This is a genomic window from Pseudomonas marginalis, assembly GCF_024169655.1.
GTDB classification, from domain to species: Bacteria; Pseudomonadota; Gammaproteobacteria; order Pseudomonadales; family Pseudomonadaceae; genus Aquipseudomonas; species Aquipseudomonas paraveronii.
Genome location: NZ_JALJWV010000001.1, coordinates 5,370,377 through 5,395,168, shown reverse-complemented (window position 1 = coordinate 5,395,168; position 24,792 = coordinate 5,370,377). Strand labels below are relative to the sequence as shown.

The window sequence follows — 24,792 nt, the reverse complement described above, 5'->3', positions numbered from 1 at the left end:
CTGGCTGGACTGCCCTGGCGCATTCAGGTAGCTTTGCCGGTTACGCGGGGGCGTTCCAGCCCCAGACAATCAGGCTTTTTCCGCTCGCAGGCATTGACCACGGTCAACGGCCCGCGCGGCGCATGGCCTGGCACGGGCTTCGCCCGCTCAATTCATCAGTCACTGACGCTAGGTTCACCATGGCTCAATACGTCTTCACCATGCATCGGCTGGGAAAAGTTGTTCCGCCGAAGCGGGAAATCCTGAAAAACATTTCGCTGTCCTTCTTCCCAGGCGCCAAGATCGGCGTGCTCGGCCTCAACGGTTCGGGTAAATCCACCCTGCTGAAAATCATGGCCGGCGTCGACACCGAGTTCGAAGGCGAAGCGCGCCCGATGCCCGAACTGAACATCGGCTACCTGCCGCAAGAGCCGATCCTGGACCCGACCAAGACCGTGCGTGAAGTGGTCGAGGAAGCCGTCAGCGTGATCAAGAACGCTCAGGCCCGCCTGGACGAGGTCTACGCCGCCTACGCCGAACCGGATGCCGACTTCGACAAGCTGGCTGCCGAGCAGGCCAAGCTCGAAGCGATCCTGCAGGCCGGCGACGGGCACAACCTGGAGCGCCAGTTGGAAGTCGCCGCCGATGCGCTGCGCCTGCCGGCGTGGGACGCCAAGATCGAATTCCTGTCCGGTGGTGAGAAGCGCCGTGTGGCCCTGTGCCGCCTGCTGCTGTCGGCCCCCGACATGCTGCTGCTCGACGAACCGACCAACCACTTGGACGCCGATTCCGTCGCCTGGCTGGAACATTTCCTTCACGATTTCCCGGGCACCGTGGTTGCGATCACGCACGACCGGTACTTCCTGGACAACGTCGCCGGCTGGATTCTCGAACTCGACCGTGGTGCCGGTATCCCTTACGAGGGCAACTACTCCGGTTGGCTCGAAGCCAAGTCCGACCGTCTGGCCGCTGAATCCAAGCAGCAATCGGCCCACGAAAAAGCCATGAAGGAAGAACTGGAGTGGGTGCGCAAAGGCGCCAAGGCCCGCCAGTCCAAATCCAAGGCACGTCTGCAACGCTTTGAAGAAATGCAGTCGCAGGAATTCCAGAAGCGCAGCGAAACCAACGAGATCTACATCCCGGCCGGTCCGCGCCTGGGTGACAAGGTCATCGAATTCAAGAACGTTTCCAAAGGCTACGGCGACCGCGTACTGATCGACAACCTGTCGTTCTCGATGCCAAAAGGTGCAATCGTCGGCGTTATCGGTGGTAACGGCGCGGGTAAATCCACCCTGTTCCGCATGCTGATGGGCAAGGAAACTCCGGACTCCGGCAGCATTGAGATCGGTGAAACCGTACAACTGGCCTGTGTGGACCAGAGCCGCGAAGACCTCGATGGCAGCAAGACTGTGTTCCAGCAGGTTTCCGACGGCTCCGACCAGATCCGCATCGGCAACTATGAAATCCCGTCGCGCACCTACGTCGGCCGTTTCAACTTCAAGGGCGGCGACCAGCAGAAGTTCGTCAAGGACCTGTCCGGTGGTGAGCGCGGTCGCTTGCACCTGGCCCTGACCCTGAAAGAGGGCGGCAACGTCCTGCTGCTCGACGAACCGTCCAACGACCTCGACGTTGAAACCCTGCGTTCCCTGGAAGAAGCCCTGCTGGACTTCCCGGGCGCCGCCATTGTGATCTCTCACGATCGGTGGTTCCTTGACCGCGTCGCGACCCACATCCTGGCGTATGAAGACGACTCCCAGGCGGTGTTCTTCGAAGGCAACTACACCGAGTACGAAGCGGATCGCAAGAAACGCTTGGGCGAAGCCGCTGCCCAGCCGCACCGTGTACGGCACAAAAAACTGGCCTGATTCGGGTCGGTTTGGAAAAAGCGGAGCCTTCGGGCTCCGTTTTTTTTGCCCATGACTTCCTGACGAATATCGATCAAATGTGGGAGGAGGCTTGCCCCCTCCGATAGCGATTTCTCAGTTGGTGCATGACGCTGTTTTGAAATCCCTTTTTAGGTGCGATAAACGCCTGTTTCTCAGGTTAATTTATATCAAATGCACCATTTAAATTCACAAAAGCGACATTTTGCCCTGTCGCGGTGCGAAATGAATTGATAAAGTCCGGCTCAATCGCCCTTAACGACAATAAATTTGCCGAGACTTTTCATGATCGAATCCGTTGAATCCTTCCTCGCCCGTCTCAAGAAACGCGACCCCGACCAGCCGGAATTCCACCAGGCCGTAGAAGAAGTCCTACGCAGCTTGTGGCCGTTTCTTGAAGCCAACCCCCACTACCTGACCTCGGGCATTCTGGAGCGCATCTGCGAGCCGGAACGTGCGATTACTTTCCGGGTGTCGTGGGTCGATGATCACGGCAAGGTGCAGGTCAATCGCGGTTTCCGGATCCAGATGAACAGCGCCATCGGCCCCTACAAGGGTGGCCTGCGCTTTCACCCGTCGGTCAACCTGGGCGTGCTGAAATTCCTCGCCTTTGAACAGACCTTCAAAAACTCCCTGACCTCGTTGCCCATGGGCGGCGGCAAAGGCGGCGCGGACTTTGACCCCAAGGGCAAGAGCGACGCCGAAGTGATGCGCTTCTGCCAGGCATTCATGAGCGAGTTGTACCGCCATATCGGCGCGGACGTGGACGTACCCGCCGGCGATATCGGGGTGGGCGCCCGCGAGATCGGCTTCCTGTTCGGCCAGTACAAACGCCTGAGCAACCAGTTCACCTCGGTGCTGACCGGCAAGGGCATGACCTACGGCGGCAGCTTGATCCGCCCCGAAGCCACCGGTTTTGGCTGCGTGTACTTCGCTGAAGAAATGCTCAAGCGCGATGGCCTGCGGGTTGAAGGCAAGCGCGTGGCGGTCTCCGGCTCCGGCAACGTGGCGCAATACGCTGCGCGCAAGGTCATGGATTTGGGCGGCAAGGTGATTTCGCTGTCCGACTCCGAAGGCACCCTGTACGCCGAGAGCGGTTTGACCGAGGCGCAATGGTCGGCGCTGCTGGAGTTGAAAAACGTCCAGCGCGGTCGCATCAGCGAGCTGGCGGCGCGTTACGGCCTGGAGTTCCGCGCCGGTAAAACCCCGTGGGAGCTGGCGTGCGATATCGCGCTGCCGTGTGCCACCCAGAACGAACTCGACGCCGACGCTGCCCGCACCCTGTTGCGCAACGGCTGCATCTGCGTGGCCGAAGGCGCCAACATGCCGACCACCCTGGAGGCTGTGGATATCTTTATCGACGCGGGCATTCTGTTCGCTCCGGGCAAGGCGTCCAACGCCGGCGGCGTGGCGGTGAGTGGCCTGGAAATGTCGCAGAACGCCATGCGCCTGCTGTGGACCGCCGGAGAGGTGGACAGCAAACTGCACAACATCATGCAGTCGATCCATCATGCGTGCGTGCATTACGGTGAGGAGAACGGCCGGGTCAACTACGTGAAGGGCGCCAATATCGCGGGCTTCGTCAAAGTCGCCGATGCGATGCTGGCCCAAGGTATCGTCTAGGCTTCGGCCTCGATGCGCAGCACTTCGATCGCCTGATCGCCGACGGGGCGCTGCCACAGCACCTCGTCGCCCACCCGGGCTCCGAGCAGCGCCCGGCCCAGGGGTGAACCCCAGTTGATCAGGCCCGCGCCGGCATCGGCCTGGTCTTCACCGACCAACTGAATGCGCTGCTGCTCGTCCTGCTCATTGGCAAAGGTCACCCAACTGCCGATCTGCACCTGGTCGGTGGAAACGGCGGGCGCCACCACCTGGGCGCTCTGCACCCGCTGGTTGAAGTAACGCAAATCCCGCTCAAGGTCGGCCTGGCGCTGTTTGTCGGCCTGTTCGCCCTTGGCGGATTCGACGCTGTATTCATGCTGCAACTGCGCGACCTTGGCCTGTAGCTGCGCCAACCCGCGCGCGGTGAGGCGATTGGGTTGCTCGCTGACCTGACGCTCGACCGGTGTGTCGGCCTGGGCGGCGGCGCTGTCTTCATTTACAAAAGCTCGGCTCATGACAGGCTCCCTCTATGGCGTTTGGGCCATGTTCGCCGCACTTTAGTTTCGACGAATGTCTGAAAGCGACCTATCGCGAGCGATAAGCCTTGGCCGCGTCGCGATCCTTCTCCTGCTGCCAGGCGCGCTCGCGGTCGTCCCAATGGCGGTCTTTGTAGTCGCGCAGCTCTTCGCTTTCGCGCATGGCCTTGCACTGGCGAAAGCCATCTTCCCAGCCTTCGGCGTATTCCCGCTCTGTCAGATAACGCGGCACATTCTTGCGAAACTCCCCAGTGATCACCCCCGCCGCCTGGCGACCGCTGCTGCAACCGTCATCGAAGCCATCGGCAAACGCCGGTGGGTAGCCCTTGGCCAGCAACTCCTGGTGGGTCGACTGGCAACCCGACAGCCATACCATCGCACACAGCATTACTGCATACCGCCACATTGCTTGCTCCCTGGCCGTTTCACGGCTGATAGGGGAAGTTTAGAAGGGGATTCGTCGGGGGGATGTGAAAGGGGGGTGAGAAAGGTGTTGGGGGCTATGTCGTCTGGTGGCTCGCCAGCGCAGCATGCTCAGCCAATTCCTGCTGGATAAACGCCGCAATCATCGCCCGGTACACCTGTTCGGTGACGTCTGGATTGGCGCCGACCGCCTGGGACAGATCACGCACTTTGCTGATCACTTGTTCGACCCGCTGCGGCGCTTTGACGCCGTCGGTGTCTTTTTTGAAACGCGCCGCCTGGGAAACGTACTGGCCGCGTTCGGCCAGCAGAGTGACGATTTGCTGGTCGAGGCGGTCGATGTTGCTTCGGACTTGTTCAAGCGTGGTGCAGTTAGCGGCCATGTTGAGTGAACTCCTGATTGTGCGGGCAATGCTAACAAAATGTGGGTGGGGGCAAGCCCCCTCCCACATTTTTGATTCTGGTTGGGCGTTGGTCAGTAGTGATACCACTTCATCTCAAGCATTACCTCATTCACCGGCGTCGACAAGTGGCTGTACTCGCGCTGGGCGCTCAGGCGCAGGCCGAGGTTGCGCGACAATTCCCACTGCTGGTTCAGGCTGATGCTGCGCCGCACTTCGCCATTGGTGAAGAAGTCCCCCTTGGCTTCCAGGCTCAGGTTGCCCAGCGGGTTTTTCCACAGCACGCCGGTGTTAAAACCGGCGGCGGGGGAGATGGCTTCGCTGAAGTCGTTGTTGTGTTCCACGCGCACGGTGCCGAGGGCGAAGCCGAGCATGTCGTCGCGCAGTTGCCAGGTGCCGCCGGCGCCGCCGTTGACGTGGGCGACCAGGGTTTCGTCGTCGTGTTTGCCCGGCACACGTTCCAGGCCGCCAGTGACTTGCCAGGACCAGGGTTGCAGCAGCGCGTTGCGCGGGGTCAGGGAGCGGATGGTGGCCAGGTCCAGTTGCTGCAGTTGCCAGTGGTTGCCTTCGTACTGGCGCAGTTTCATTTGCAGAATTTCGATCTGCGCGCCGAGGGGGAAGCCTTCGGCGTTGTCGTTGAGGTCGTGGTAGGCCATGCGCAGGCCGTATTCACCGAAGGCTTTGTCGCCACGGGTGCCGATGCCGGCTTGCCAGGTGCGCGATTCATGGCCGGTTTCCGGTAGGCCGGGGGGTGTGATCTTCAGATCGGGCGCGGGGTTCTGGTTGATCGCACGCAGCAGTTCGAAGCTGCGTTGGGAGCGTTCGGTGTCGCGCTCCAGGCCATTGGCGCGGTAGCGGCCGAGGCGGTAGGCGGCGTCGATGATCAGCGCTTGGCGCTCACGCGGCAACGCTTTAAACGCGGGTGCCTGCAGTTGTTTCTGGTCGTCGCTGACGTTCAGCACCCATTGCTGCTCGTCGCCGTCCAGCGGCTTGGCGCGTTCCAGCAACTCGCGCTCGCGGGAGGGCCGATAGTCGATTTTTTCGACCAGGCCGGCGTCTTTCACCGCCTTGACCGTGTCAGTCGGAATCGCGGTGAGCGGGAATTGCTCGGTCAGGCGCAGGCCGGGGCGGGCCACTTGCAGCAATTCCAGCAGGCGGTAGGAGCAGTTTTCGTCGAAGAAGAAGTAGTCGAACTGGATCTGCTTGAGTTCCCACACATGCTCGACCATGCGTTCGGTCTCGACCTGGGTCAGGTTCAGGCGGTATTCCCACAGGTCGCGGTTTTCCAGGCTGCGGTATTCCGAGAGTTTTTCCTGGTAGGGCACCAGGGCGAACAGGCCGGGGTAGCCGCCCATCAGGCCTTTCCAGGCGTAGAGGATGCTGTTGTCCGAGCCTTCGATATACGCGCCGAAGTTGATCGCATAGCTGAGCAGCGCGGTGTTGTTGCTCTGCACGTCCGCCTGGTCGATGCGCAGCAAGGTGTGGCCGAACATCGAGGAAGGGCTGTTGAGGTAGGCCGCTGGAAAGATCAGCACTGCGCTATGGGGCGCGACGTCCTTGAACCATTGCTTGAATTCGTTGCAGTCCACGGCGGGCAGGTCGTTCAGGTGCAACTGATCCTTGAGCCAGCGGGTGCGTGCGGGGTAAACGCATTGGGCGTGTTTTTCACCCCGGCTGGCCGGCGCGTAGAGCGCGTCGACGGTGGCCTTGAGCTCCGCATCCGGGTGGTGAGCACCGTCGGCTGCGAGGAAGAATTTTTTGTCGCTGACATAGCTGCGCCAGCCACTGATTTTGCCGGCTTCGTAATGGCCCAGGGACAACCAGAACGGATCGTTGGCCAATTGCTGCAAACGTTGATCATCAAGATGCGGCGTCGCGTACAGCGGGGCGCAGGCGAAGAGTGCCATCCAGGCAAGGCGTTTGAGCATAGGGGCAACTTAAGTCGGAAAAAGTGAGACCCAAACGGGGAGGCGGGTCCAAAAGTAAAACCCGCGCCTTGGAGGGCGCGGGCAGGTCGGGCTTAAGCCTGGGTTACGTATTTCGCCAGGCGGGCATCACTTTTCAGTACAGCCAGGGTGTTGTTGTGCACATCGTCAGCGGTCACATCGGCCTTGCTGAAGATTTGCTGGAAGTGCTCGTGAGTCACGGCAGCGAAGTGCTCGCGATCTTCAGGTGCAACGCCCAGTACCACGGCGTAGGTGGTCAGCGCTTCGCCATTGCCTTTGGCCATGTCTTCGGACAGCTCGTTCATCATGCCATTCATGGCAATCCACGACTTGCCGCCGTAGGTCAGGGCGCTGTTGGTGCTGCAACCGTTGGTGCCCGAGGTCATGCCGAAAGTGGCGTTGCCCGAGGTGCCGTTGGTGGTGGAAGCCAGGAAGTGCGCCGGAGTACCGCGCTGGCCTTCGAACAGCATGTTGCCCCAACCACAATTTGGGCCACCGGGTGATTCAGCCATTGCATTGAGGGAAACGACGGTGAAGAGAGTACCGAGAAGGATCCGTTTCATAGCTTTTTTCTCTTTGTGTGCAAACCAATGGACAAGGGGTCAGGCACTTCATAGCGCCTTAGGGGCCAGTTATTAGTCTAGCCCGCGCAGTTTGGAGTTTAGGCAGGTTCCAGGGGTTCCGTGATTTTTTATAAAACAAACAGAGATGTCGCGTTTTTTTTGTAGGACGCATGCCGTGTCTATGCTTTACCTCAGGCTCGCCTTGCCAGAGCGCGCAACGGAGAGCCAGAATGCCGCCATCTGCCCCGCCTGATGTAAGGAAGCCCGATGCCTGATCCTGTTGCTGCCAGCTTGCGTCTAGCGCCCGACGCGCTGACTCGCCCTTTCTCCGCTGAACAGTTCAGCTTCTCGACCACCAATGATTTGGAGCCCTTTCGCGGTGTGCTTGGCCAGGAACGTGCGGTTGAAGCCTTGCAGTTCGGTGTGGCCATGCCACGCCCCGGTTACAACGTGTTTGTTATGGGCGAGCCGGGCACCGGTCGCTTTTCGTTCGTCAAACGTTACCTGAAGGCCGAAGGCAAGCGCCTACAGACCCCGGCGGACTGGGTCTATGTGAATAATTTCGATGAGCCCCGCGAACCGCGCGCGCTGGAACTGCCTGCGGGCGGTGCTGCGGCGTTCATCGCCGATATCAATGGCTTGGTCGATAACCTGGTGGCGACCTTCCCGGCCGTCTTCGAGCACCCGACGTATCAACAACGCAAAAGCGCCATCGACCGCGCGTTCAACCAGCGTTACGACAAGGCGTTGGACGTGATCGAGCGTCTGGCCCTGGAAAAGGACGTGGCGCTGTACCGCGACAGTTCCAATATCGCGTTTACCCCAATGCTCGACGGCAAGGCGTTGGACGAGGCCGAGTTCTCGCAACTGCCGGAAGTCGATCGCGAGCGCTTCCATACCGATATTTCCGAACTGGAAGAACGCCTCAACGAAGAACTGGCCAGCCTGCCGCAGTGGAAGCGTGAGTCGAACAACCAACTGCGCCATTTCAACGAAGAAACCATCACCCTGGCCCTCCAGCCGTTGCTGTCACCGTTGTCGGAAAAGTACGCGGAGAACGCTGCGGTGTGCGGTTACCTGCAAGCCATGCAGGTGTACTTGCTGAAAACCGTGGTCGAGCAATTGGTGGACGACGCCAAGACCGACGCCCAGGCCCGCAAGCTGCTCGAAGAACAGTACTGCCCGAGCCTGGTGGTCGGCCATCCGGTCAGCGGCGGCGCGCCGGTGGTGTTTGAACCGCACCCGACCTACGACAACCTGTTCGGCCGGATCGAATACAGCACCGACCAGGGTGCGCTCTACACCACCTATCGCCAGTTGCGTCCGGGCGCCTTGCACCGGGCCAACGGCGGGTTCCTGATCCTCGAAGCCGAAAAAATGCTCAGCGAGCCGTTTGTGTGGGACGCCCTCAAGCGTTCCCTGCAGTCGCGCAAGCTGAAGATGGAATCGCCGCTGGGTGAGCTGGGCCGCCTGGCCACCGTGACGCTCAACCCGCAAATGATCCCGTTGCAGGTCAAGGTGATCATCATCGGTTCGCGCCAGCTGTACTACGCGTTGCAGGACGCCGATCCAGACTTCCAGGAAATGTTCCGGGTGCTGGTGGATTTCGACGAAGACATCCCGATGGTCGACGAAAGCCTGGAGCAGTTCGCGCAGTTGCTGAAAACCCGCACCTCGGAAGAAGGCATGGCGCCGCTGACCTCGGACGCGGTGGCGCGGTTGGCCACCTACAGCGCACGCCTGGCCGAACACCAGGGGCGGTTGTCGGCGCGCATTGGCGACTTGTTCCAACTGGTCAGCGAGGCGGATTTCATTCGCCACCTGGCGGGCGACGAAATGACCGACGCCGGCCACATCGAGCGTGCGCTGAAGGCCAAGGCTACGCGTACCGGGCGGGTGTCGGCGCGGATTCTCGACGACATGCTCGCCGGGGTGATCCTGATCGACACCGCTGGAGCGGCGGTCGGCAAGTGCAACGGGCTGACGGTGCTGGAAGTCGGTGATTCGGCGTTCGGCGTGCCGGCGCGGATTTCCGCCACGGTGTACCCGGGCGGCAGCGGCATCGTCGACATCGAGCGCGAGGTCAACCTCGGCCAGCCGATTCACTCCAAGGGCGTGATGATCCTCACCGGTTACCTGGGCAGCCGTTATGCCCAGGAATTCCCGCTGGCGATTTCTGCGAGTATCGCGTTGGAACAGTCCTACGGTTACGTGGACGGTGACAGCGCATCCCTGGGCGAGGCCTGCACTTTGATTTCGGCCTTGTCGAAAACCCCGCTCAAGCAGTGCTTTGCCATCACCGGGTCGATCAACCAGTTTGGTGAAGTGCAGGCGGTGGGCGGGGTCAACGAGAAGATCGAAGGCTTCTTCCGCCTCTGCGAAGCGCGCGGGTTGACCGGCGAACAAGGCGCGATCATTCCGCAAGCCAACGTCGCCACGCTGATGCTCGATGAGAAGGTGTTGCAGGCCGTGCGCGCCGGGCAATTCCATATCTATGCGGTGCGCCAGGCGGATGAGGCGTTGAGCCTGTTGGTCGGCGAGCCGGCCGGTGAGCCGGACGCGCAAGGGCAATTCCCCGAAGGCACGGTGAATGCGCGCGTGGTAGAGCGTTTGCGTGTGATTGCCGAGATGATCAGCGAGGAAGACTTGAAGGAAGCAGAGAAAGAACTGGCGCAGCAGACGTTGGCTGAAACCAAACCGAGCTGAAGCGCTAACCCGCCACAAAATTGACTAAAGGTTCGGGGCCAACGCCCGTTGGTCCCTATAACCTTGGTTTATCGCAGTTTTCTTCTATTCTGAGCATTAGGGATATCCACAGGAGTCGCAGGATAGAGACAGTCTCGCCGTGCTTGAGGCTGAACACTGATCTACCGAGGGTCGCCGCCATGCCGCGCAACCTTTGCCTCACCCGCCAGTGCCTGGGCTTGGGCACCCGTATCGAATGTTCCGTTCGCCCTCTCGCGGGTGACAACGGGATGTGGACGTTGCTGTTTGCCGCCGGGATGACCGGCGAGCAGCCTTCCACCGTCAAATCCGAAGGTCCGTTCCATGGGCCTTTCGTGGCCGAGACCGTTCTGCAAACGATCGTCGATAACCTGACACAGCACGGCTACGAGCTGGCGGACGAGCCGCAGATCTGGTGCCTGCATGTGCAGGCCCACCTGCGACTGCTCAACAATGGGCAGGAACGCCTGGCCCTGTAGCGCCGATCACTTGCTTTCGGGCTTGTCCAGCTTGACCTCGAAGCCGTACTGCACGGTGCCGAGGTCGGTGCGCTGGTAGCTTTCCAGCAGGGTCGGCCGGCCATAGAAGTAATGCACGTCAAACAACGCCGTGCCGTATTCCTCGGCGCGGTGGCTGACCCCGAGAATTTCCTTGAGGTAGTTGCCGCTGGCGTCCTTGGCATAGAAGCGCCAGCTGTCGGATGGGAACTGCGCCTGGTCGATGATCAGCGCGTTGTCCTTGAGCGACAGGCCCTTGGGCAACTTGGCCACCTCGATCGTGGCTTTGTCGATGGTGGCCAGGAACAGCGGAATCGAGCCCACCACAAACGCCGGGTTCTCCGGGAACAGGTTGAGGTCGTAGGTGAGGGTGCCGCGTGCCGGGTTCAGTTCGAAGGCTTCGCTCGGCAACTCGATGGGTTCGCCGCGCGCGCCTTTTTCATCCGCCGTGAAAAACGTCACCGGCGCTTCGCCGCTGTTGCGTTCGGTGCCTGCCAGTTCGTCGTTGAAGGTAAAGGGGTGGTCAAACACGATATGCGCGGCGCTGGCATCTTCGACGGACTGGCTGATGGTCACGCTGTTTTTCAGCTGGTCTTCGGTCATTGTCGCGTTTTTGAGCCAGTTGGCAGCGCCGTCGTCATACACCGTTACCGCCATCGGCAAGGCTTGTACGGTTTTCTGCAGACTGTTTTTGTCGAAGCGCAACACCGGCAGGTCGAGGTCCTTGCGGGTCACCGTGGCCTTGGAAAAGTCCAGCACGTCGACCTGCAGCGTGTCGATCAGGCCGTTGAAGTAGACCTTGGCGTAATGGCTGTTTTGCTGGTGTTCGAAGGCTTTTTGCTCGTCTGTCAGTTGTTTTTCAAACGTGTCCGACCAGGCTTTCTGCTTTTGCATCTGCGCCAGTTGTTTTTCGTAGAACGCCACCTGCGCGGCATTTTCGTTGATCGAGCCCGAGCGCGTGAGGAACTGCCCGGTACTGTCGCGGGCCTGCACCAGCAAAGGGCTCGGTGATTCGTCGCCGACCTCCGCCGCCAGCGGTTCGTGGTTGGTCAGTTCGATCTCGGCGTAGTTTTTTTCCAGGCTCAGCAGGTTGAGGGTGATAGTGCCTTCGGTGCGCGGGTGGCCCACGTCTTGTTTCGACAAATCGAACGTCAGCACCTTGCCCGGTGCGATGACCTCAACCGTGCCTTTGAGGCTGACGGGCTGCGGCTGGCTCTTGTTTTCCGTCTCGATGCCGTCGATGAACGGGTAGGTCACCGTCAGGTCATCGGGGTTGGTCAGGTTGGAACTGCTGGGGCTCAACTGGATGCCGGGATCGGTTTCCGACCATTCCGGTTGGAAGGGGATGACTTTGTTGTTGCTCAACGTCACCGACTGCCATTCCAGGCCGTGGGGGAAGGGGAACTGGTCGGGCGTGTTGAAGTTGAACGGGAACACCGGCTGCAGATCGGTCAGGTAGTCGGAGTGGGAGGTCTTGCGCAGTACGAACAGGCCGTTGATATAGGTGTCGACCAGCGCCTGGGGCGTGGGGTAGTGCTTGAGCAGCGCCAGGCTGTCTTCGCCGTATTCGGCTTCGATGGGCTTGGTGGCGAGCTTGACTCGCGCCCGTTCCAGTAACAGCAGCGAACCGCCAAGGTCGGCGATGGCGTCACGCAGTTTGGGGTCCTGGATACTGTCGAGCGACTGTTCGAACTGCGTGGTTTTCTCTTCGAGGGTGGTCTGCTTTTTCTCATCGCTGGGAGAGCAGCCGCCGGCCAGCAGCAATGCCGCACACAGGCCGATGCTGGCCCAAGGGGAACGCACATCCATCATCTTGAGTTTTCCTGTCCGACGTCTTTGAGCCGAGTTGATGGGCCCGACACTAGCAGAAAAATTCTCTCACAGATGCCGCTCAGGTCAGTTTTCTCACGGTTACAGGTGTTTGGAAGCGGCTGGTATACTCGGCGCCATTTCTAGCCAAGCTGTGTGAGATTCAATGGAACGCTTTATCGAAAATACGATGTACGCCTCGCGCTGGTTGCTGGCGCCGATCTACCTGGGGCTGTCCCTGGGACTGTTGATCCTGGCACTGAAATTCTTCCAGGAAATCATTCACGTCGTTCCCAATATCTTCAGCATGCTCGAATCGGAAGTGATCCTGCTGCTGTTGTCGTTGATCGACATGGCGCTGGTCGGCGGCCTGCTGGTGATGGTGATGATCTCCGGCTACGAGAACTTCGTCTCGCAGCTGGACATCGATGAAAACAAGGAAAAGCTCAACTGGCTGGGGACCATGGACTCTTCGTCGCTGAAGATGAAAGTGGCCGCGTCCATCGTGGCGATTTCCTCCATCCACCTGCTGCGCATCTTCATGGACGCCAAGAACGTCGATCCGCAGCATTTGATGTGGTACGTGATCATCCACATGACCTTCGTGGTATCGGCGTTCGCCATGGGTTACCTGGACAAGCTCACCAAGCACTGATCCCCCGCGCCCGCCTTACTGCTCGATGAAGTAGTAAGGTTGGCGACTGATTGCCATTTCCTTGATCACCGTGACCTTGCCGGTCAGTTGGTCGGTGTTATCCAGCAGCGCGACGTTGCCGGGGGCGGCGGTCAGGTAACTGCGCAGTTCTGGCTCGGTTTGCAGAATCGGCAAGTAGGCCTGCAGATAAAACACGCTGGCGCCGTCGATGCGCTCGTTGGGCCGGAACAATGCGACTTTTTTGCCTTCGGCCTGCAGGGCCTGGATCTGACTCACTACGGGCACGAACGACTGTTTTTTGTCGGCTTTTGGCGCGAACCAGAATGCCGCGCCCAGGTAGCAGGCGATGAGCAGGGTGAACGCGCCGCCGATCACGATTTTATGCGGCGCATACAGCGCCGGTTTGTGATCTTTCAGCCATTGCAGCAGTACCCGCGCGTACTCCGCAGCCAGTACGGCGGCGGCTGGCGTCAGCGCCATCAGGTACACCGTGCGCTTGCTGGAGGCCAGGGTCAGCAGGGTAAATTGCGCCACCAGCCAGACGCAGAAAAACAGACGGTAGCGGTTGTGCACCAGGCTTTTGCGGAAGTGCCAAAGCCCCAGGTACACCAGGATATTCCACGGCAAAAAGGCTTCGGGCAGTTTGGCGATGTAGTAGTAGAACGGCTCGTAATGCCCGGCTTCGACAAACGAACCGCTGAACCGCCCGACGCTGTTGGTCCACAGCACTTCGCCCACCGCCTGCATCCCGCCGCGCTGGAACAGAAACCCCAGCCAGATCAGCAGCGGCACCAAGGCCAACAGGGTAAACAGTGCCGGGCGCAGCCAATCGCCGATGCGCAGGCGTTTGTCCATCCAACTGGTACACACCAGGTACACAAAGATCACGATGCCCGGCATCGCCAGGCCCAGCACGCCTTTACTCAGGGTGGCGACCACCATCCCGGCCGTAAACAGGGCCCAGGCCCAGGCGGTTGAGCCCTGGCGCTCGGACGCCGGCCGCATCGCCTGGTAGAACGCCAGCAGCGCGGTAGTCACGCCCAGGCTGAGCAACGCATCTTCACCCACGCCGCGCACGTTGCCCCAGTAACTGGCCATGGTCGCCAGGATCAGTGCCGCGCAGAACGCCAGGATCTGCGGTCGCCCGAACCGGCGCAGCATCCCGTAGAGCAGCATCACGCTGAACAACCCGGCAAACGCCGAGGCCAGGCGCACGGCCCAGGGTGTGCCGCCAAACAAGCGGATCGCGCCGGCGTCGAGCCACAGGCTCAGGGGCGGCTTTTCCAGGAACGGCTCACGAAACAGGCGTGGCACCACCCAATCGTTGTCCAGGTGCATGGCCATCGCGATCCCGGCGACGCGGGCTTCGGTGGAGCCTTGCAGCTCATGGTTTCCAAGGGCGAAGAAGAACAACAGACCAGCAAGCAGGAGCAGCAGAGGAACGGGACGCGTCATTGGGGCTGGCTACCGGGGCAGGGGACCGTTCGGGGGAACGGCTCGCAGTCGGTGAGTATAGGGAGGCGATTCTTAATATTTCATGAATGGGCACAGGAATTGTGCGGCGGGACCGGGGCGGTGGTTTATTTCCGCCCCGGCTTCACTGCAGATGGGCGTTATGTCGCTTTGACTTTAAACCGGCTCAACCCTTGCTGCATGGAACTGGCCCGTTCCGACAGGTTGCGGGCGGCCACCGCGCACTGTTGGGAGTTGGCCTGATTCTGCTGGGTGACTTCATCGATCTGCTCCAGACCGATGCTGGCCTGCTGCAAGCCGGAAGCCTGTTCACTGGAGGCTTGGTAGATCAACGACACCAGGCTGGAAACGGTACTGGTGCCGGTGACGATGTTTCTCAACGAGTCGGCCGTGCGACCGGCGATGACCATGCCGCGTTGCGTCTTGGTCGACGAGTCGGCGATCAGCGCCGCGGTTTGCTGGGCGGCTTCGGCGCTGCGGGCGGCGAGGCTCCTGACTTCATCGGCGACGACGGCAAAGCCGCGGCCCAATTCCCCGGCGCGTGCCGCCTCGATTGCTGCGTTCAAGGCCAGCAGGTTGGTCTGGGCGGCGATGTTGTCGATGGTGGTGATGATGGCGGTGATGTCTTTGCCCGAATTGTCGATTTCCGCCATGGCGGCGATCAATTCGCTCATCAGCTTGTCACTTTCCCCTGCGTCGGCGCGTGAGGCCTGGGATTGTTCGTCGGCCTTTTTCGCATTGGCGGCGTTGTCGGAGGTCTGCGCGGCCATCTGCGTCATGACGGCACTGATTTCAGTGATGGACGATGCCGAATTGGACGCGCCGTCGGACAACGACTGGCTCAACTCGGTGACCTGTGCGGAGCTGCCGGTGATTTGCGTGGCGCTGGCCTGTACCTGGGAAATCAAGGTGTTCAGGTTGCCGACCATTTTCTCCAGGGACTTGCCCAGCGTGTCGTTGGGGGAGGACAACCGCACCTCCAGGTCCAGATCGCCTTCGGAGATACGTTCAGCCACACGGACCTGACGCTGCAGGCTTTCAGACATCTCGTTCAAGGCCAAGGACAACTGGCCGACTTCATCTTCGGATTTTTGCACCAGGCGACGCGAGAAATCCCCCAGGCTGATGTTGGCAGCCAAGGCGGCGGCTTCACGAATCGGCCCGACGATTTTTGCGGTAGCGAACCACAGCGCCAGCAATGCCAGCAATGAGATGCCCAGGCCGACCGAGATCTGCCAGATACTGCTGCTGACGCCACGCGATTGCAGTTCCTTCTCCAGGGTAATGGCCTGGCTCATGACCACCGCCTTGGGCAGGTGGATCAAGATGGCCCAGGGTTTTCCGGTGCGACCCAGGGTGATCGGCATCTGTACTTCGATTTCCTGCGAGTCCTGGTTCATGCGGCTGTCGCCCTGGCCTTTCTGCACATTGGCCAGCACCTTATCCCAGGTGTCGGGTAGCAATGCCTTCAATGGCTGGCCGATCAGTTCTGGCCGTTTACTGTCGGCCACCACCAGCCCCTGATTGCTCAGGATCGACACCGAGCCTTTGCCGTCATAGAGGTCGGCGGACATTTGCTCGCTGAGTTTCTGGATAAACGAAATGTCGAAGTCCGCACCGACCACGCCGTAAAACTTGCCATTGGCGGTGATCGGCACCGAAAGCGTGGTCAGCCACACATTTTTGCCTTGCACCACGTAGGGGATGGGGTCGAGCACGCTTTCTTTCTGGGTATCCCGGGGGCCGCTGTACCAGCCGCCCTTGAGCACGCCATTGGGGTGGCGGGCATCGGAGTCGTACTCGACCAGCGGTTGTACCGCGACATGGCCGTCCGAGCTGCGTGTCCAATAGGGCGTGAAGCGGCCGGTCAACGGGTTGTTGCCGCCCTCGTTGTTACGAAACGCTTGGTCCTGGCCGTCCAGCGCATCCGGCTCCCAGCACGAATACGTGCCGTTGAACTCGGGGTTGTCCTTGAGCACGCTGAGCAACATCGTATTGATCTGGTCGCGGCCCAGCGCCAGCGGGCTTTGCGCACTTTTACTCGCACCCAGCGTATTGGCCAGCGTGCGTGCCGAGTCCAAGGCATTTTGCAGTTTCGCTTTGATGGCGTTGGCACGGGACTCCGCCAGGTTTTGCACTTCGCGGATGGTGGCACTTTCAATCAATGCTGAAACTTCAGTGCCCACGTAGGCTTGATTGGCGGTTGAGGAGTACAACCCATATGACACCAGGCTCGCGCAAGAGATTAACAGGCAGAGTCCGGCGGTGAAGCAAATCTGAGTCTGTAATGAGTTGAATTTCATGATATTTCCTGCCCACGCTAGTAGTTGCCGAAATAATTGGATGTCGGCATTTCAGTTGTTTTTGTTCGCAAGGCTTACTGCTTGATCATGGGCTGCTTAGGCATATAAATGCGGTACAGCTGGGTAGTCGCTTAGTTCTGTTCGGACACCTTATCGTCGAGCCATAAACGTTCGGTATTTTTAAAGCCATAGCGCTGTGGCGGCACGCGCGCAATGATGCGATCGGTTTGTTCGGGATCACTCAGGTCGACTATTTTTGGGGTGATGTAGATATTTAACACCGGCAAGAAGAATAACTTTATTTTTGGCGTCAATAATGAGTCGGGATGCTGTTCGATCACCACGCCGATACTGCCACTTTTCAATTGAACGATAGACCCGACCGGATAAATGCCCACGGACTTCAAAAACGCGCGGAACACCTCATCATCGAAATGCCCGTCCCAGGTCGACATTTGCTGAATGGCGACGGCGGGGTCCCAGCCTTGGTTGTAGGATCGGTCCGAGGTGATTGCGTCATAGACATCGCAAACGGCGGCCATTCGCGCAAAAAGACTGATCTGGTCGCCCGCCAACTGATGGGGGTAGCCGCTGCCGTCGACCCGTTCATGGTGGTGCAGGCAGACATCCACGACCAAGTCGCACAACTGCGAGGTCGCGAGCAGGGTTTTCTCGCCTTCCAGCGGGTGGGTGCGGACCAGCTCTAATTCGTCACTGCTCAAGTGTCCAGGCTTGTTGAGGATGGCGCCCGGTATGGCCATTTTGCCGATGTCATGCAGCAGGCCGGCCATTCCCACTCGGCGAATCAACGCAGCAGGCAGGTTCAACTGGTTGCCCAGGGCAATCATCAGTGCGCACACGGCGACCGAATGCATATAGGTGTAATCGTCGAGGCTTTTCAGGCGTGCCAGGCTGATAAAGGCATTGGGATGACGTGCGATCGAAGAGGAAATATCGTCGACCAGCGCGCCGATATGTTCCAGCTCCAGGGCGCGGCCCATGCGGGCATGGCTGAACATTTCGACCACGGCGGTCTTGGCGCGGGCACAGATTTCCTGGGCGGCGACCAACTCCTCGTTCATGCCGGTGGGGGCGATCGCAGCCGCTGTGGGCGCAGGGGCCGGGTCTGATAATTGAGGCGTCTCGGCAAGCTGCGCGCCACAGCCCATGGCGCACTGGATGTCCGACTGCGCATCGCGCGCGCCACCCTTCCAGAATGGCCTGGCCTCGTTGCCTGATACTAGATGATAGAGCTCATTACATTTCGACATGATCTGCCCTCTGTTGATTTTGTTCTTATTTGCTTCCTTACAGCCTCCTTGGCTTGAGTGTTGTAGTGATAGAGCGTCAGTTCGGGTTGGCGGCTTTGATACGTGAGACGACACGACCGGCGAGGTCATCGGGGCGGAACTTGGCCAGGAAGTCATCGGCGCCGACTTTCTTGACCATGGCCTGGTTGAAGCCCCCCGAGAGCGAGGTGTGCAGCACAATGTGCAGGTTGGCCATGCGCGGGTCGTTACGGATCTCGGCGGTCAAGGTGTAGCCGTCCATCTCCGGCATCTCGATGTCGGAGATCATCATCAGAAACTCTTCATCTGGCTTGCGCCCTTCGTCGAGCATGGCGCGCAGGTAGTCAAGCGCTTGTCGGCCATCGTTCAAGGCCACCACCTCGACGCCCACGGTTTCCAGGCAGCGGGTCACCTGTTTGCGCGCGACCATCGAGTCGTCCACGGTCAACACACGCAGGTGTCGGGCTTGCTGGTTGACGTCGTGATCGATCACGCCGCTGGATATTTCCTCGGACGATGGCGATATTTCTGTCAGCACCTTTTCAACATCGATGATCTCGACCAAGCGATCGTCCGTGCGGGTGACGGCCGTCAGGTAGTTGTTCTCACCACTGCCCTTGGGCGGCGGATGAATGTCTTCCCAGTTCAAATTGACGATGTGCTCGACCGCGTAGACGAGGAAGCCCTGAACGCGATTGTTGTACTCCGTAAGTATTATAAAAGCGCTTTCCTGATCCTCGACCCCGGGCAGTCCCGTTGCCATGGCAAGGTCAAGAATAGGGATGCAGACACCTCGGATATTGGCCACGCCACAAATGTTGCCATTAGACTTTGGTATCGAGGATAATTTCGGGCAGCGTATAACTTCCCGGACTTTAAACACGTTGATCCCATACAGTTGCTGATTGTTGAAGCGGAATAGCAACAGTTCGAGCCTGTTCTGCCCGACCAGTTGTGTGCGGCTGTTAACTGAGGCCAATACTCCGGTCATACACACTCCTTGCATCCTGGTGGACAACGTTGATGTCGTAATGACATTAGCATATGTAGGGGGATGTAAAATATATGTGAAAGAAAAGACTGGCAAGATTTATGGTTAAAACGATATGAGGGCAGGTGAGTGTCTATTCGCACGGATGTTTTAAATAGTTAGTTGGCTAACTTGCTATTTGTTATTGTTGAGAATGATTTAGATCGATGTCTTTTAGACTGCCCGCGAAGTTCGGCAATTCATGTCGTTCGAGGCGCCGGGGAGACGCAACCGTCGAATCTCCGGCCGAGCCTCCCTTCAAGCCGACAGGGCCGTAGCGCAATGCCCAGGCTTTGCCCGTCAAGTTGAACGAGCGCTCCAGCGCCTCATATTGGTGCGCTGATACACAAGGTTCGGGCTGCCCAGACGGTTACGGGCGATCAGCCGATCACCGTTGATACACCACCGTATTGATAGACCGACGCACTCCAATATCGGCTGCCGTTACGCTGTTGGCAGGTCCAACCGTCGGCGAGCAGTTGTTTGGCAATCATTCGATTCATCACGCCATGACCGAGCAGCAAAACCGGCCCCTCATCGGCAAGGGACTGCAGCCGTTGAGCTGCCGTGTTGGCGCGCAGCCTCGCGGCGCCGGCGGACTCGACATTGCGCGAGTAACCGCACAGCCATAAGACCCGAAAGATAAATGCCCAGGTAAACGGAGAGAGTCGGGGACGTCGCCAGTCACCGTGAGGCAGTTGCGCTTCGCAGAACAGCGCGTCAACGACCGCCGGCTCCAGCCCTAGCGCCTGGACGGAGGTCAATGCACGCGGTGCGTTGCTTGAAACGAGCACCGTGGCGGTGGCGGCGAGTTGCGTGCTGGCATCCGGAGCCGGATGGCGGATGATTTCGGAGTGGTTGTATTGCTCGATCCAGTCTTTCATCTCGAGCATTGAGATTTTTTCGGTCGTGGCCAGCTTTGGCTGGCCGTGACGCATCAGGATGATTGTCTTGCTCACTGTGTGTTTTCGTCCTTGTTTGGCTTAAACCAGCCATGTTTCCGATACCACGCCACAGTGTCAGAAATGGTCTGCTCCAGCACGCGAAAACTCAGGCCTAGCTCTTGTTCACTTTTGCGGTGGTTAAAACAGGTGCGGTGCTCCTCTCGTATCAATAGGCGCAACGTCGCCATGCTCAGCAAAATGGGCTTGCCGGTAAGGCGCGCGTAGACCTCTTGCACTCCCGCCAATAGGTAGAGCGCGGGCAGTGGCAGTTGCCGAGCAGGGGTTTTGACGCCCGCTATACGTCCCAGGACAGGTACCAACTGGCGCATGGTCAAGTTGCGACCGGCCGCGAGGTAGCGCTCTCCTCGCCGTCCATTCTGGGCTGCGGCAATCGAGGCCCATGCCACATCACGGGCATCGACGACGGAGAAGGTGCCGGGGATCAACCCGGGTAACGTGCCGTTGATGACATCTTTGACCAATTGTCCCGAGGACGTCGGGCCCATATCGCCAGGCCCCCACATCCAGCCGGGCAGAACCATGCAGGCATGCATCTGGGGATGGGTTTCAAGAAAGGTCAAGACGACACGGTCAGCGAGGATTTTGCTGCGGTAGTAGTCATCCGCATCGGCTTCGGCCCGTAGGCATGTCTCATCGATAGAGGTGCCAGGGGCTCCGTCGAGCACGGCAATCGACGAGGTATGCACAAACCGGCGTATTCCCGCGCCGTAGGCCTGGTGAAGCAGGTCTCGCGTACCGGCGACATTGATCTTTTCGAGTTCTTCCCAGTGGTTGCCACCCTTGTAGTTATCGCGAAAGAACGCCGCCGTATGAAACACCGTATCGCAGCCGTGCAGCGATGTTGCGAACGCGTCGACATCGGCCATGTCGCCAACCACCAGTTCGACACTCGGGAGGTCGTTGAACTGCTGCTCACCTTTGGCTCTTGAACGGACCAGGGCTTTGACGGTGTAGCCACGTGCGACCAGTTCCCGCACCAGATTGTTTCCCAGCAAGCCGGTTGCGCCAGTGACGAATGCGTTGCGCATGGGAGCCATAGTCATACATTCCATTCCAGTCGTTTCGAAGGCCGCTAGATATACCGTTGAGGTCGCATCCGAAAAACAGCGACTACTGCATAATGGCTTTGCATATATGCAGACCCTGGAGGATGAGAGGTATGGCGTTGCAGGCAAATTGGGACGATCTGCGTCTGCTGTTGGCCGTCTCGCGGCGTGGCAGTTTTCTTCAAGCGGGCCAACTGCTGGGGGTCGCGGCGTCGACCGTGTCCCGTCGCCTGACCCAACTGGAAGTTGCCCTGGGTGAGCCGCTCGTTGAACGAGGCGTTGACGGCTGCTGGCTGACCTCGCGAGGCCAATCCCTGGTGGAAGTTGCCCTGGCTGCGGAAGCAGGCTTGAGGCGTCAAACGGCGGCGGACCTGTCCGGTGAGCAAGCAGAGCTATCTGGCAGTGTCCTGGTCAGTGTCGGGGAGGGGTTTTCTGCCTGTGTGTTGGACGCCGCGAATCGTTTTACGTCCCTGCACCCGCGCTGCTCCGTGGAGTTACTGGTCACCGCCGACTTTCACAAGATCGTCCGCGGTGTGGCCGATATTGCTGTACGCACAGCACACCTGGGCGAGCCATCGCTGATTTATCGACCCATAGGCAAACTCGCCTACGGCGTCTTCGCCGATGCGGGGTACTTGAAGCGTTCTCCAGGCGTGACCCTGGCTACAGCGGTCAACATCGCCTTGCTTCCTCCGCTGGATATGCTGCCTCAAATGCGTGCCGCAAAGGCTGCGGGTCTGGACCGTGCGCAGATCAGCGTGAACTCGTTCGCCGTCCAACTGGAGTCGGTGCGGCAAGGCATGGGCGTGGCGGTACTGCCGCGTATTCTGGCGAAGGACCTGAGCGAGTTGTTCCCGGAGCTTGAACTCCCCGGGATGGAGGTCTATCTGGTCACCCGGCCTCAGGCGTTGAAACAGGCGCACATCAGGAGTTTCTTTGACATCTTGGAGCAGGTATTGCTCGAAGTCCTTCACGTCGGCACGCGTTAAAGGGCGAGCTGACAACATCTCAGATCGGCAGGCGCCGAGAGCGTTTGGGGATGCCTTGAAGAGCGAGGAAGACTCGCCTTCGGTTACGCGTCATTCCCTGTGTCGCGGGTTTGGGTCTCAGGGGTGGTGATGTTTATATTCTTGGCTCACGCCACCATACCCATAGGCACTGGCCCTGCAATCAATGACGTGGATGTTGGAGTGTGGGTGCAGGTTGCCGATTTCCTCGGCCAATAGCGCGAAAGCCTCACGCTGAAAGCGCGCCTTCTGCGCTTTGGTGTTCGTCTCATCCGTGATGGTGACCTCCAGGCGGAACGAGTTGTAACCCAGCTCGGCCAGCGAGCGACTGTTGATGAACCATTGCTCATGAGGCACGAAATGCACCATCACAAGCGTCTGCTCCGGGCGTTTCTCCAGCACATCGCAGGTTAGCGTGGTGAGCTGGGACACGATCCCCTGGATTCGCGCAAGGTCAGGTTGGCCAGAGATTTTAAGGGTGATGCCGGGCATGTTGGAGTCCTCGTCGGGAGTAAATGTCTGGCTTAGAGTAAGGAGTGGCTTGAGTGCTGAAAAGCCGGAAGATATGATCGTATCCTTCGGAAAAACGGCAGGATGAGCATGCGTCCCTTTGATCTCGAACTGTTGCGAGCCTTCGCGGTTGCGATGGAGTCAGGCAGCCTCGCGGAGGCAGCGCCTAAGTTGTGTCGGTCGCAGTCGGCGTTAAGCGAGCAATTGCGCAAGCTCGAGGCCTTCACCGGGGTTACGTTGCTGGAGCGGGGTAAAAAAGGCGTAAGGCCGACACCGGCTGGCGAACGCTTATTGGTCCATACACGAGACATGCTGGCCTTGAGTGATCGTGCCCTTGAAAGCGTGCGTGGTGTGACCTTTGTCGGCGAGTTGCGGCTGGCCATCACCGACTACTTTCTGCCCAGCTCGATCGCCGACCTGTTGAAGGCACTGCGAGTGCGCTATCCGCACCTTCGCCTGCATGTGTCGGTACGCAAGAGCCTGCAAATCGAGAGCGGGGCGGATTCCGGTGAATTCGATATCGGCCTTTCCATGCGAATTCTCGACGGGCGCAGCCTGCCTGAGGGCTTGCCGGTGCGAAGGGAGGCGTTGCGTTGGGTGTCGGTCGCGGGGTTCGAGGCCGAGCGGGAGGAAAATACCCCGTTGCCACTTTTGGTTCTGCCGCAGGGCTGCAGCCTACAGCGCCTCGCCAGAGAGACCTTGGAGGCGCACGAGGTGTCCTACGTGGTTGCGCATTCGGCGTCCGGCGTCGCGGGGCTGCAATCCGCGTTATTGGCAGGGTTGGGTGTCGCTTGTCTGAATGCCTCCGCTGTACCGATGGGGGCGCAGGTCTGCGGGGCGGCGCAACATTTACCGGTATTGCCGGATGTTGAGTTCAGTCTGTTGCCCCCTCGTCCTGGCGAATCCCAATTGGTAAGTGCCGTTCGGGAAATGCTTGCGAGCCAGTTCAGTTAATCGTCCGAGGAGCCAGCAGCGGCTACGGGAGTTGCGAAATGCATGCACTGCGTCAGGGATTGGCACTGAGATTCGAGCCTATCGGCCGGGACTCTTGAAAGGAAAAAAGGAGTGACTATGCATAAAGAAATCTGGATGAAACGTTACCGCGTAAAGTTGATTTGCGTCGTTTGTCTCATCGTGGCTACCGCTTTGGTTGTTCTTGCGCGGCTTGACACTTATGGTCTGGATCGCAGAGCCAGCGAACCTTTTGCATTCGACGCAAATGGACTGCGCCTGGTCGGTACGCTCTGGCTGCCTGACCACGCTGCAACAGCGGCAGTCGTTCTGGTTCACGGGGATGGCCCCCAGGATCGCACGTCGCAGCAAGGCTACGATCCACTCATCAACGCGCTGCTCGACGCAGGCATTGCGGTTGTTTCGTGGGATAAACCGGGCATCGGGGACTCGCCGGGGAATTGGCTCAGCCAGTCCATGACGGACCGCTACGTGAATGTGCGCAGCGCGTTGTCCGCCATGCGCAGTAAGCTGCCAGGAATGCCTGTCGGTGCGCTTGGTTTTTCACAAGCCGGCTGGGTACTGCCGCGCCTGGCGTCGGGGGATGCGGACTTTCTTGTGCTGGTCGGAGGCGCCGTATCCTGGCAACGGCAAGGCGACTATTACACGCGGACGCGGTTGCAACGCTCCGGGATGTCCGCGGCTGACATCGACGCAACGATGGCTCAGATCGCCGCCGCCGATGAGCGTTTGTTTGCCTCTGCGCAGGTGCCGCCGGTTGCCCTTCTGGACGGCATGAGCGCCGAGCGATGGGCGTTTGTGCGGCGCAATCTTCACGAAGACGCAACCGGGGCCTTGGAAAAACTCGACATTCCACTGCTCGCGTTGTGGGGCGCGGACGATCTGAATGTCGACCCCGAAGCCAACGCAACCCTCTTCCGAAAGACGGTTGGGGGCAATCATCGCGCCAATCGGATTGAAGTCATACCGGATGCAACCCATGGGCTCTTGAGGGCGGGTTCCTACAACACGCAACTCACCAGTGAATGGTCCTGGTTCACCACGATCAGGTTCCTGATGGAAAGTCGTCATGCCTACGCACCAGGCGCGCTTGAAACGATAAACCAGTGGGTGCTTGCAAGAGCCAGTCAGTAGAGGCACTGGCTGCCAGTGTTGGAAATCACCGTGTGCGGCCAACCA

The 24,792-nt window shown here is 59.6% G+C and carries 21 protein-coding genes and 1 pseudogene; 8 read left to right on the top strand and 14 right to left on the bottom strand.

Annotation, left to right across the window (positions count from 1 at the left end; all coding sequences use genetic code 11):
* Positions 1 to 179: 179 nt before the first annotated feature.
* Positions 180 to 1,844: an energy-dependent translational throttle protein EttA gene (gene ettA, locus J2Y83_RS24835; RefSeq protein ID WP_253399276.1), complete on the top strand. Its 1,665-nt coding sequence runs from the start codon at positions 180 to 182 to the stop codon at positions 1,842 to 1,844.
* 303 nt (positions 1,845 to 2,147) lie between these two features.
* A complete protein-coding gene (gene gdhA / locus J2Y83_RS24830) occupies positions 2,148 to 3,485 on the top strand; it encodes an NADP-specific glutamate dehydrogenase (protein ID WP_253399274.1) in 1,338 nt (445 codons plus the stop codon).
* On the opposite strand, the gene J2Y83_RS24825 is transcribed toward gdhA, so the two are convergent.
* The 5 genes from J2Y83_RS24825 to J2Y83_RS24805 all read right to left on the bottom strand — a co-directional run bounded on the left by J2Y83_RS24825 (position 3,482) and on the right by J2Y83_RS24805 (position 7,333).
* Complete coding sequence (locus tag J2Y83_RS24825; protein ID WP_253399272.1) at positions 3,482 to 3,979, bottom strand: GreA/GreB family elongation factor; 498 nt, start codon at positions 3,977 to 3,979, stop codon at positions 3,482 to 3,484. The two genes, gdhA and J2Y83_RS24825, sit on opposite strands and share 4 nt — an antisense overlap.
* 70 nt (positions 3,980 to 4,049) lie before the next feature.
* Complete coding sequence (locus J2Y83_RS24820; protein ID WP_253399270.1) at positions 4,050 to 4,406, bottom strand: hypothetical protein; 357 nt, start codon at positions 4,404 to 4,406, stop codon at positions 4,050 to 4,052.
* A 94-nt stretch (positions 4,407 to 4,500) separates the two neighbouring features.
* On the bottom strand, positions 4,501 to 4,806 hold the full coding sequence (locus J2Y83_RS24815; RefSeq protein WP_253399268.1) for a chorismate mutase: 306 nt from the start codon (positions 4,804 to 4,806) through the stop codon (positions 4,501 to 4,503).
* A 92-nt stretch (positions 4,807 to 4,898) separates the two neighbouring features.
* Positions 4,899 to 6,752 carry an Lnb N-terminal periplasmic domain-containing protein gene (locus tag J2Y83_RS24810; RefSeq protein WP_253399266.1) on the bottom strand — a complete coding sequence of 618 codons (1,854 nt, stop codon included), beginning with the start codon at positions 6,750 to 6,752 and terminating at the stop codon, positions 4,899 to 4,901.
* Positions 6,753 to 6,844: 92 nt separating this feature from the next.
* A complete protein-coding gene (locus J2Y83_RS24805) occupies positions 6,845 to 7,333 on the bottom strand; it encodes a DUF3015 domain-containing protein (RefSeq protein ID WP_253399264.1) in 489 nt (162 codons plus the stop codon).
* A gap of 267 nt (positions 7,334 to 7,600) precedes the next feature.
* On the opposite strand from J2Y83_RS24805, the gene J2Y83_RS24800 reads away from it, so the two are divergent.
* Both J2Y83_RS24800 and J2Y83_RS24795 read left to right on the top strand, forming a co-directional pair.
* Positions 7,601 to 10,039 (top strand): Lon protease family protein, encoded by a 2,439-nt coding sequence (locus J2Y83_RS24800; protein ID WP_253399262.1) that lies wholly within the window; start codon positions 7,601 to 7,603, stop codon positions 10,037 to 10,039.
* Between the two features lie 179 nt (positions 10,040 to 10,218).
* On the top strand, positions 10,219 to 10,536 hold the full coding sequence (locus J2Y83_RS24795; protein ID WP_253399260.1) for a hypothetical protein: 318 nt from the start codon (positions 10,219 to 10,221) through the stop codon (positions 10,534 to 10,536).
* A 6-nt stretch (positions 10,537 to 10,542) separates the two neighbouring features.
* Here the strand turns inward: J2Y83_RS24795 and J2Y83_RS24790 are convergent, their stop codons facing one another.
* Complete coding sequence (locus J2Y83_RS24790) at positions 10,543 to 12,366, bottom strand: hypothetical protein (RefSeq protein ID WP_253399258.1); 1,824 nt, start codon at positions 12,364 to 12,366, stop codon at positions 10,543 to 10,545.
* A gap of 163 nt (positions 12,367 to 12,529) precedes the next feature.
* Between J2Y83_RS24790 and J2Y83_RS24785 the strand changes: the two genes are divergently transcribed.
* A complete protein-coding gene (locus J2Y83_RS24785; RefSeq protein ID WP_017847323.1) occupies positions 12,530 to 13,018 on the top strand; it encodes a TIGR00645 family protein in 489 nt (162 codons plus the stop codon).
* 15 nt (positions 13,019 to 13,033) lie between these two features.
* Here the strand turns inward: J2Y83_RS24785 and J2Y83_RS24780 are convergent, their stop codons facing one another.
* From J2Y83_RS24780 to J2Y83_RS24755, 7 genes and pseudogenes are all read right to left on the bottom strand, one after another.
* Positions 13,034 to 14,473, bottom strand: a complete 1,440-nt coding sequence (locus J2Y83_RS24780) for an ArnT family glycosyltransferase (RefSeq protein ID WP_253399256.1) — start codon at positions 14,471 to 14,473, stop codon at positions 13,034 to 13,036.
* A 158-nt stretch (positions 14,474 to 14,631) separates the two neighbouring features.
* Positions 14,632 to 15,420: a methyl-accepting chemotaxis protein gene (locus tag J2Y83_RS29945; protein ID WP_437181030.1), complete on the bottom strand. Its 789-nt coding sequence runs from the start codon at positions 15,418 to 15,420 to the stop codon at positions 14,632 to 14,634.
* A 111-nt stretch (positions 15,421 to 15,531) separates the two neighbouring features.
* A pseudogene (locus J2Y83_RS29940) lies at positions 15,532 to 16,482 on the bottom strand (PDC sensor domain-containing protein); the annotation flags it as partial.
* 443 nt (positions 16,483 to 16,925) lie between these two features.
* Positions 16,926 to 18,194 (bottom strand): HD-GYP domain-containing protein, encoded by a 1,269-nt coding sequence (locus tag J2Y83_RS24770; protein ID WP_307513576.1) that lies wholly within the window; start codon positions 18,192 to 18,194, stop codon positions 16,926 to 16,928.
* Positions 18,142 to 19,074, bottom strand: coding sequence for a chemotaxis protein CheV (locus J2Y83_RS24765; RefSeq protein WP_253399252.1), 933 nt, complete (start codon positions 19,072 to 19,074; stop codon positions 18,142 to 18,144). Before J2Y83_RS24765 ends, J2Y83_RS24770 begins: the two co-directional genes overlap by 53 nt.
* A gap of 419 nt (positions 19,075 to 19,493) precedes the next feature.
* Complete coding sequence (locus J2Y83_RS24760; protein ID WP_253400444.1) at positions 19,494 to 20,051, bottom strand: histidine phosphatase family protein; 558 nt, start codon at positions 20,049 to 20,051, stop codon at positions 19,494 to 19,496.
* Between the two features lie 17 nt (positions 20,052 to 20,068).
* Positions 20,069 to 21,106 (bottom strand): SDR family oxidoreductase, encoded by a 1,038-nt coding sequence (locus J2Y83_RS24755; RefSeq protein ID WP_253399243.1) that lies wholly within the window; start codon positions 21,104 to 21,106, stop codon positions 20,069 to 20,071.
* 131 nt (positions 21,107 to 21,237) lie between these two features.
* Here J2Y83_RS24755 and J2Y83_RS24750 point away from each other — a divergent pair, with 131 nt between their 5' ends.
* Positions 21,238 to 22,113, top strand: coding sequence for a LysR family transcriptional regulator (locus J2Y83_RS24750; RefSeq protein ID WP_253399235.1), 876 nt, complete (start codon positions 21,238 to 21,240; stop codon positions 22,111 to 22,113).
* A 117-nt stretch (positions 22,114 to 22,230) separates the two neighbouring features.
* Here J2Y83_RS24750 and J2Y83_RS24745 read toward each other — a convergent pair whose 3' ends face one another.
* Positions 22,231 to 22,623, bottom strand: a complete 393-nt coding sequence (locus J2Y83_RS24745) for a tautomerase family protein (protein ID WP_253399233.1) — start codon at positions 22,621 to 22,623, stop codon at positions 22,231 to 22,233.
* Positions 22,624 to 22,731: 108 nt separating this feature from the next.
* Between J2Y83_RS24745 and J2Y83_RS24740 the strand changes: the two genes are divergently transcribed.
* The gene (locus J2Y83_RS24740) at positions 22,732 to 23,595 is read left to right on the top strand and encodes a LysR family transcriptional regulator (RefSeq protein WP_253399231.1); all 864 of its coding nucleotides are present in this window, start codon (positions 22,732 to 22,734) and stop codon (positions 23,593 to 23,595) included.
* A gap of 117 nt (positions 23,596 to 23,712) precedes the next feature.
* A complete protein-coding gene (locus J2Y83_RS24735; protein WP_253399229.1) occupies positions 23,713 to 24,747 on the top strand; it encodes an alpha/beta hydrolase family protein in 1,035 nt (344 codons plus the stop codon).
* Positions 24,748 to 24,792: the final 45 nt, after the last annotated feature.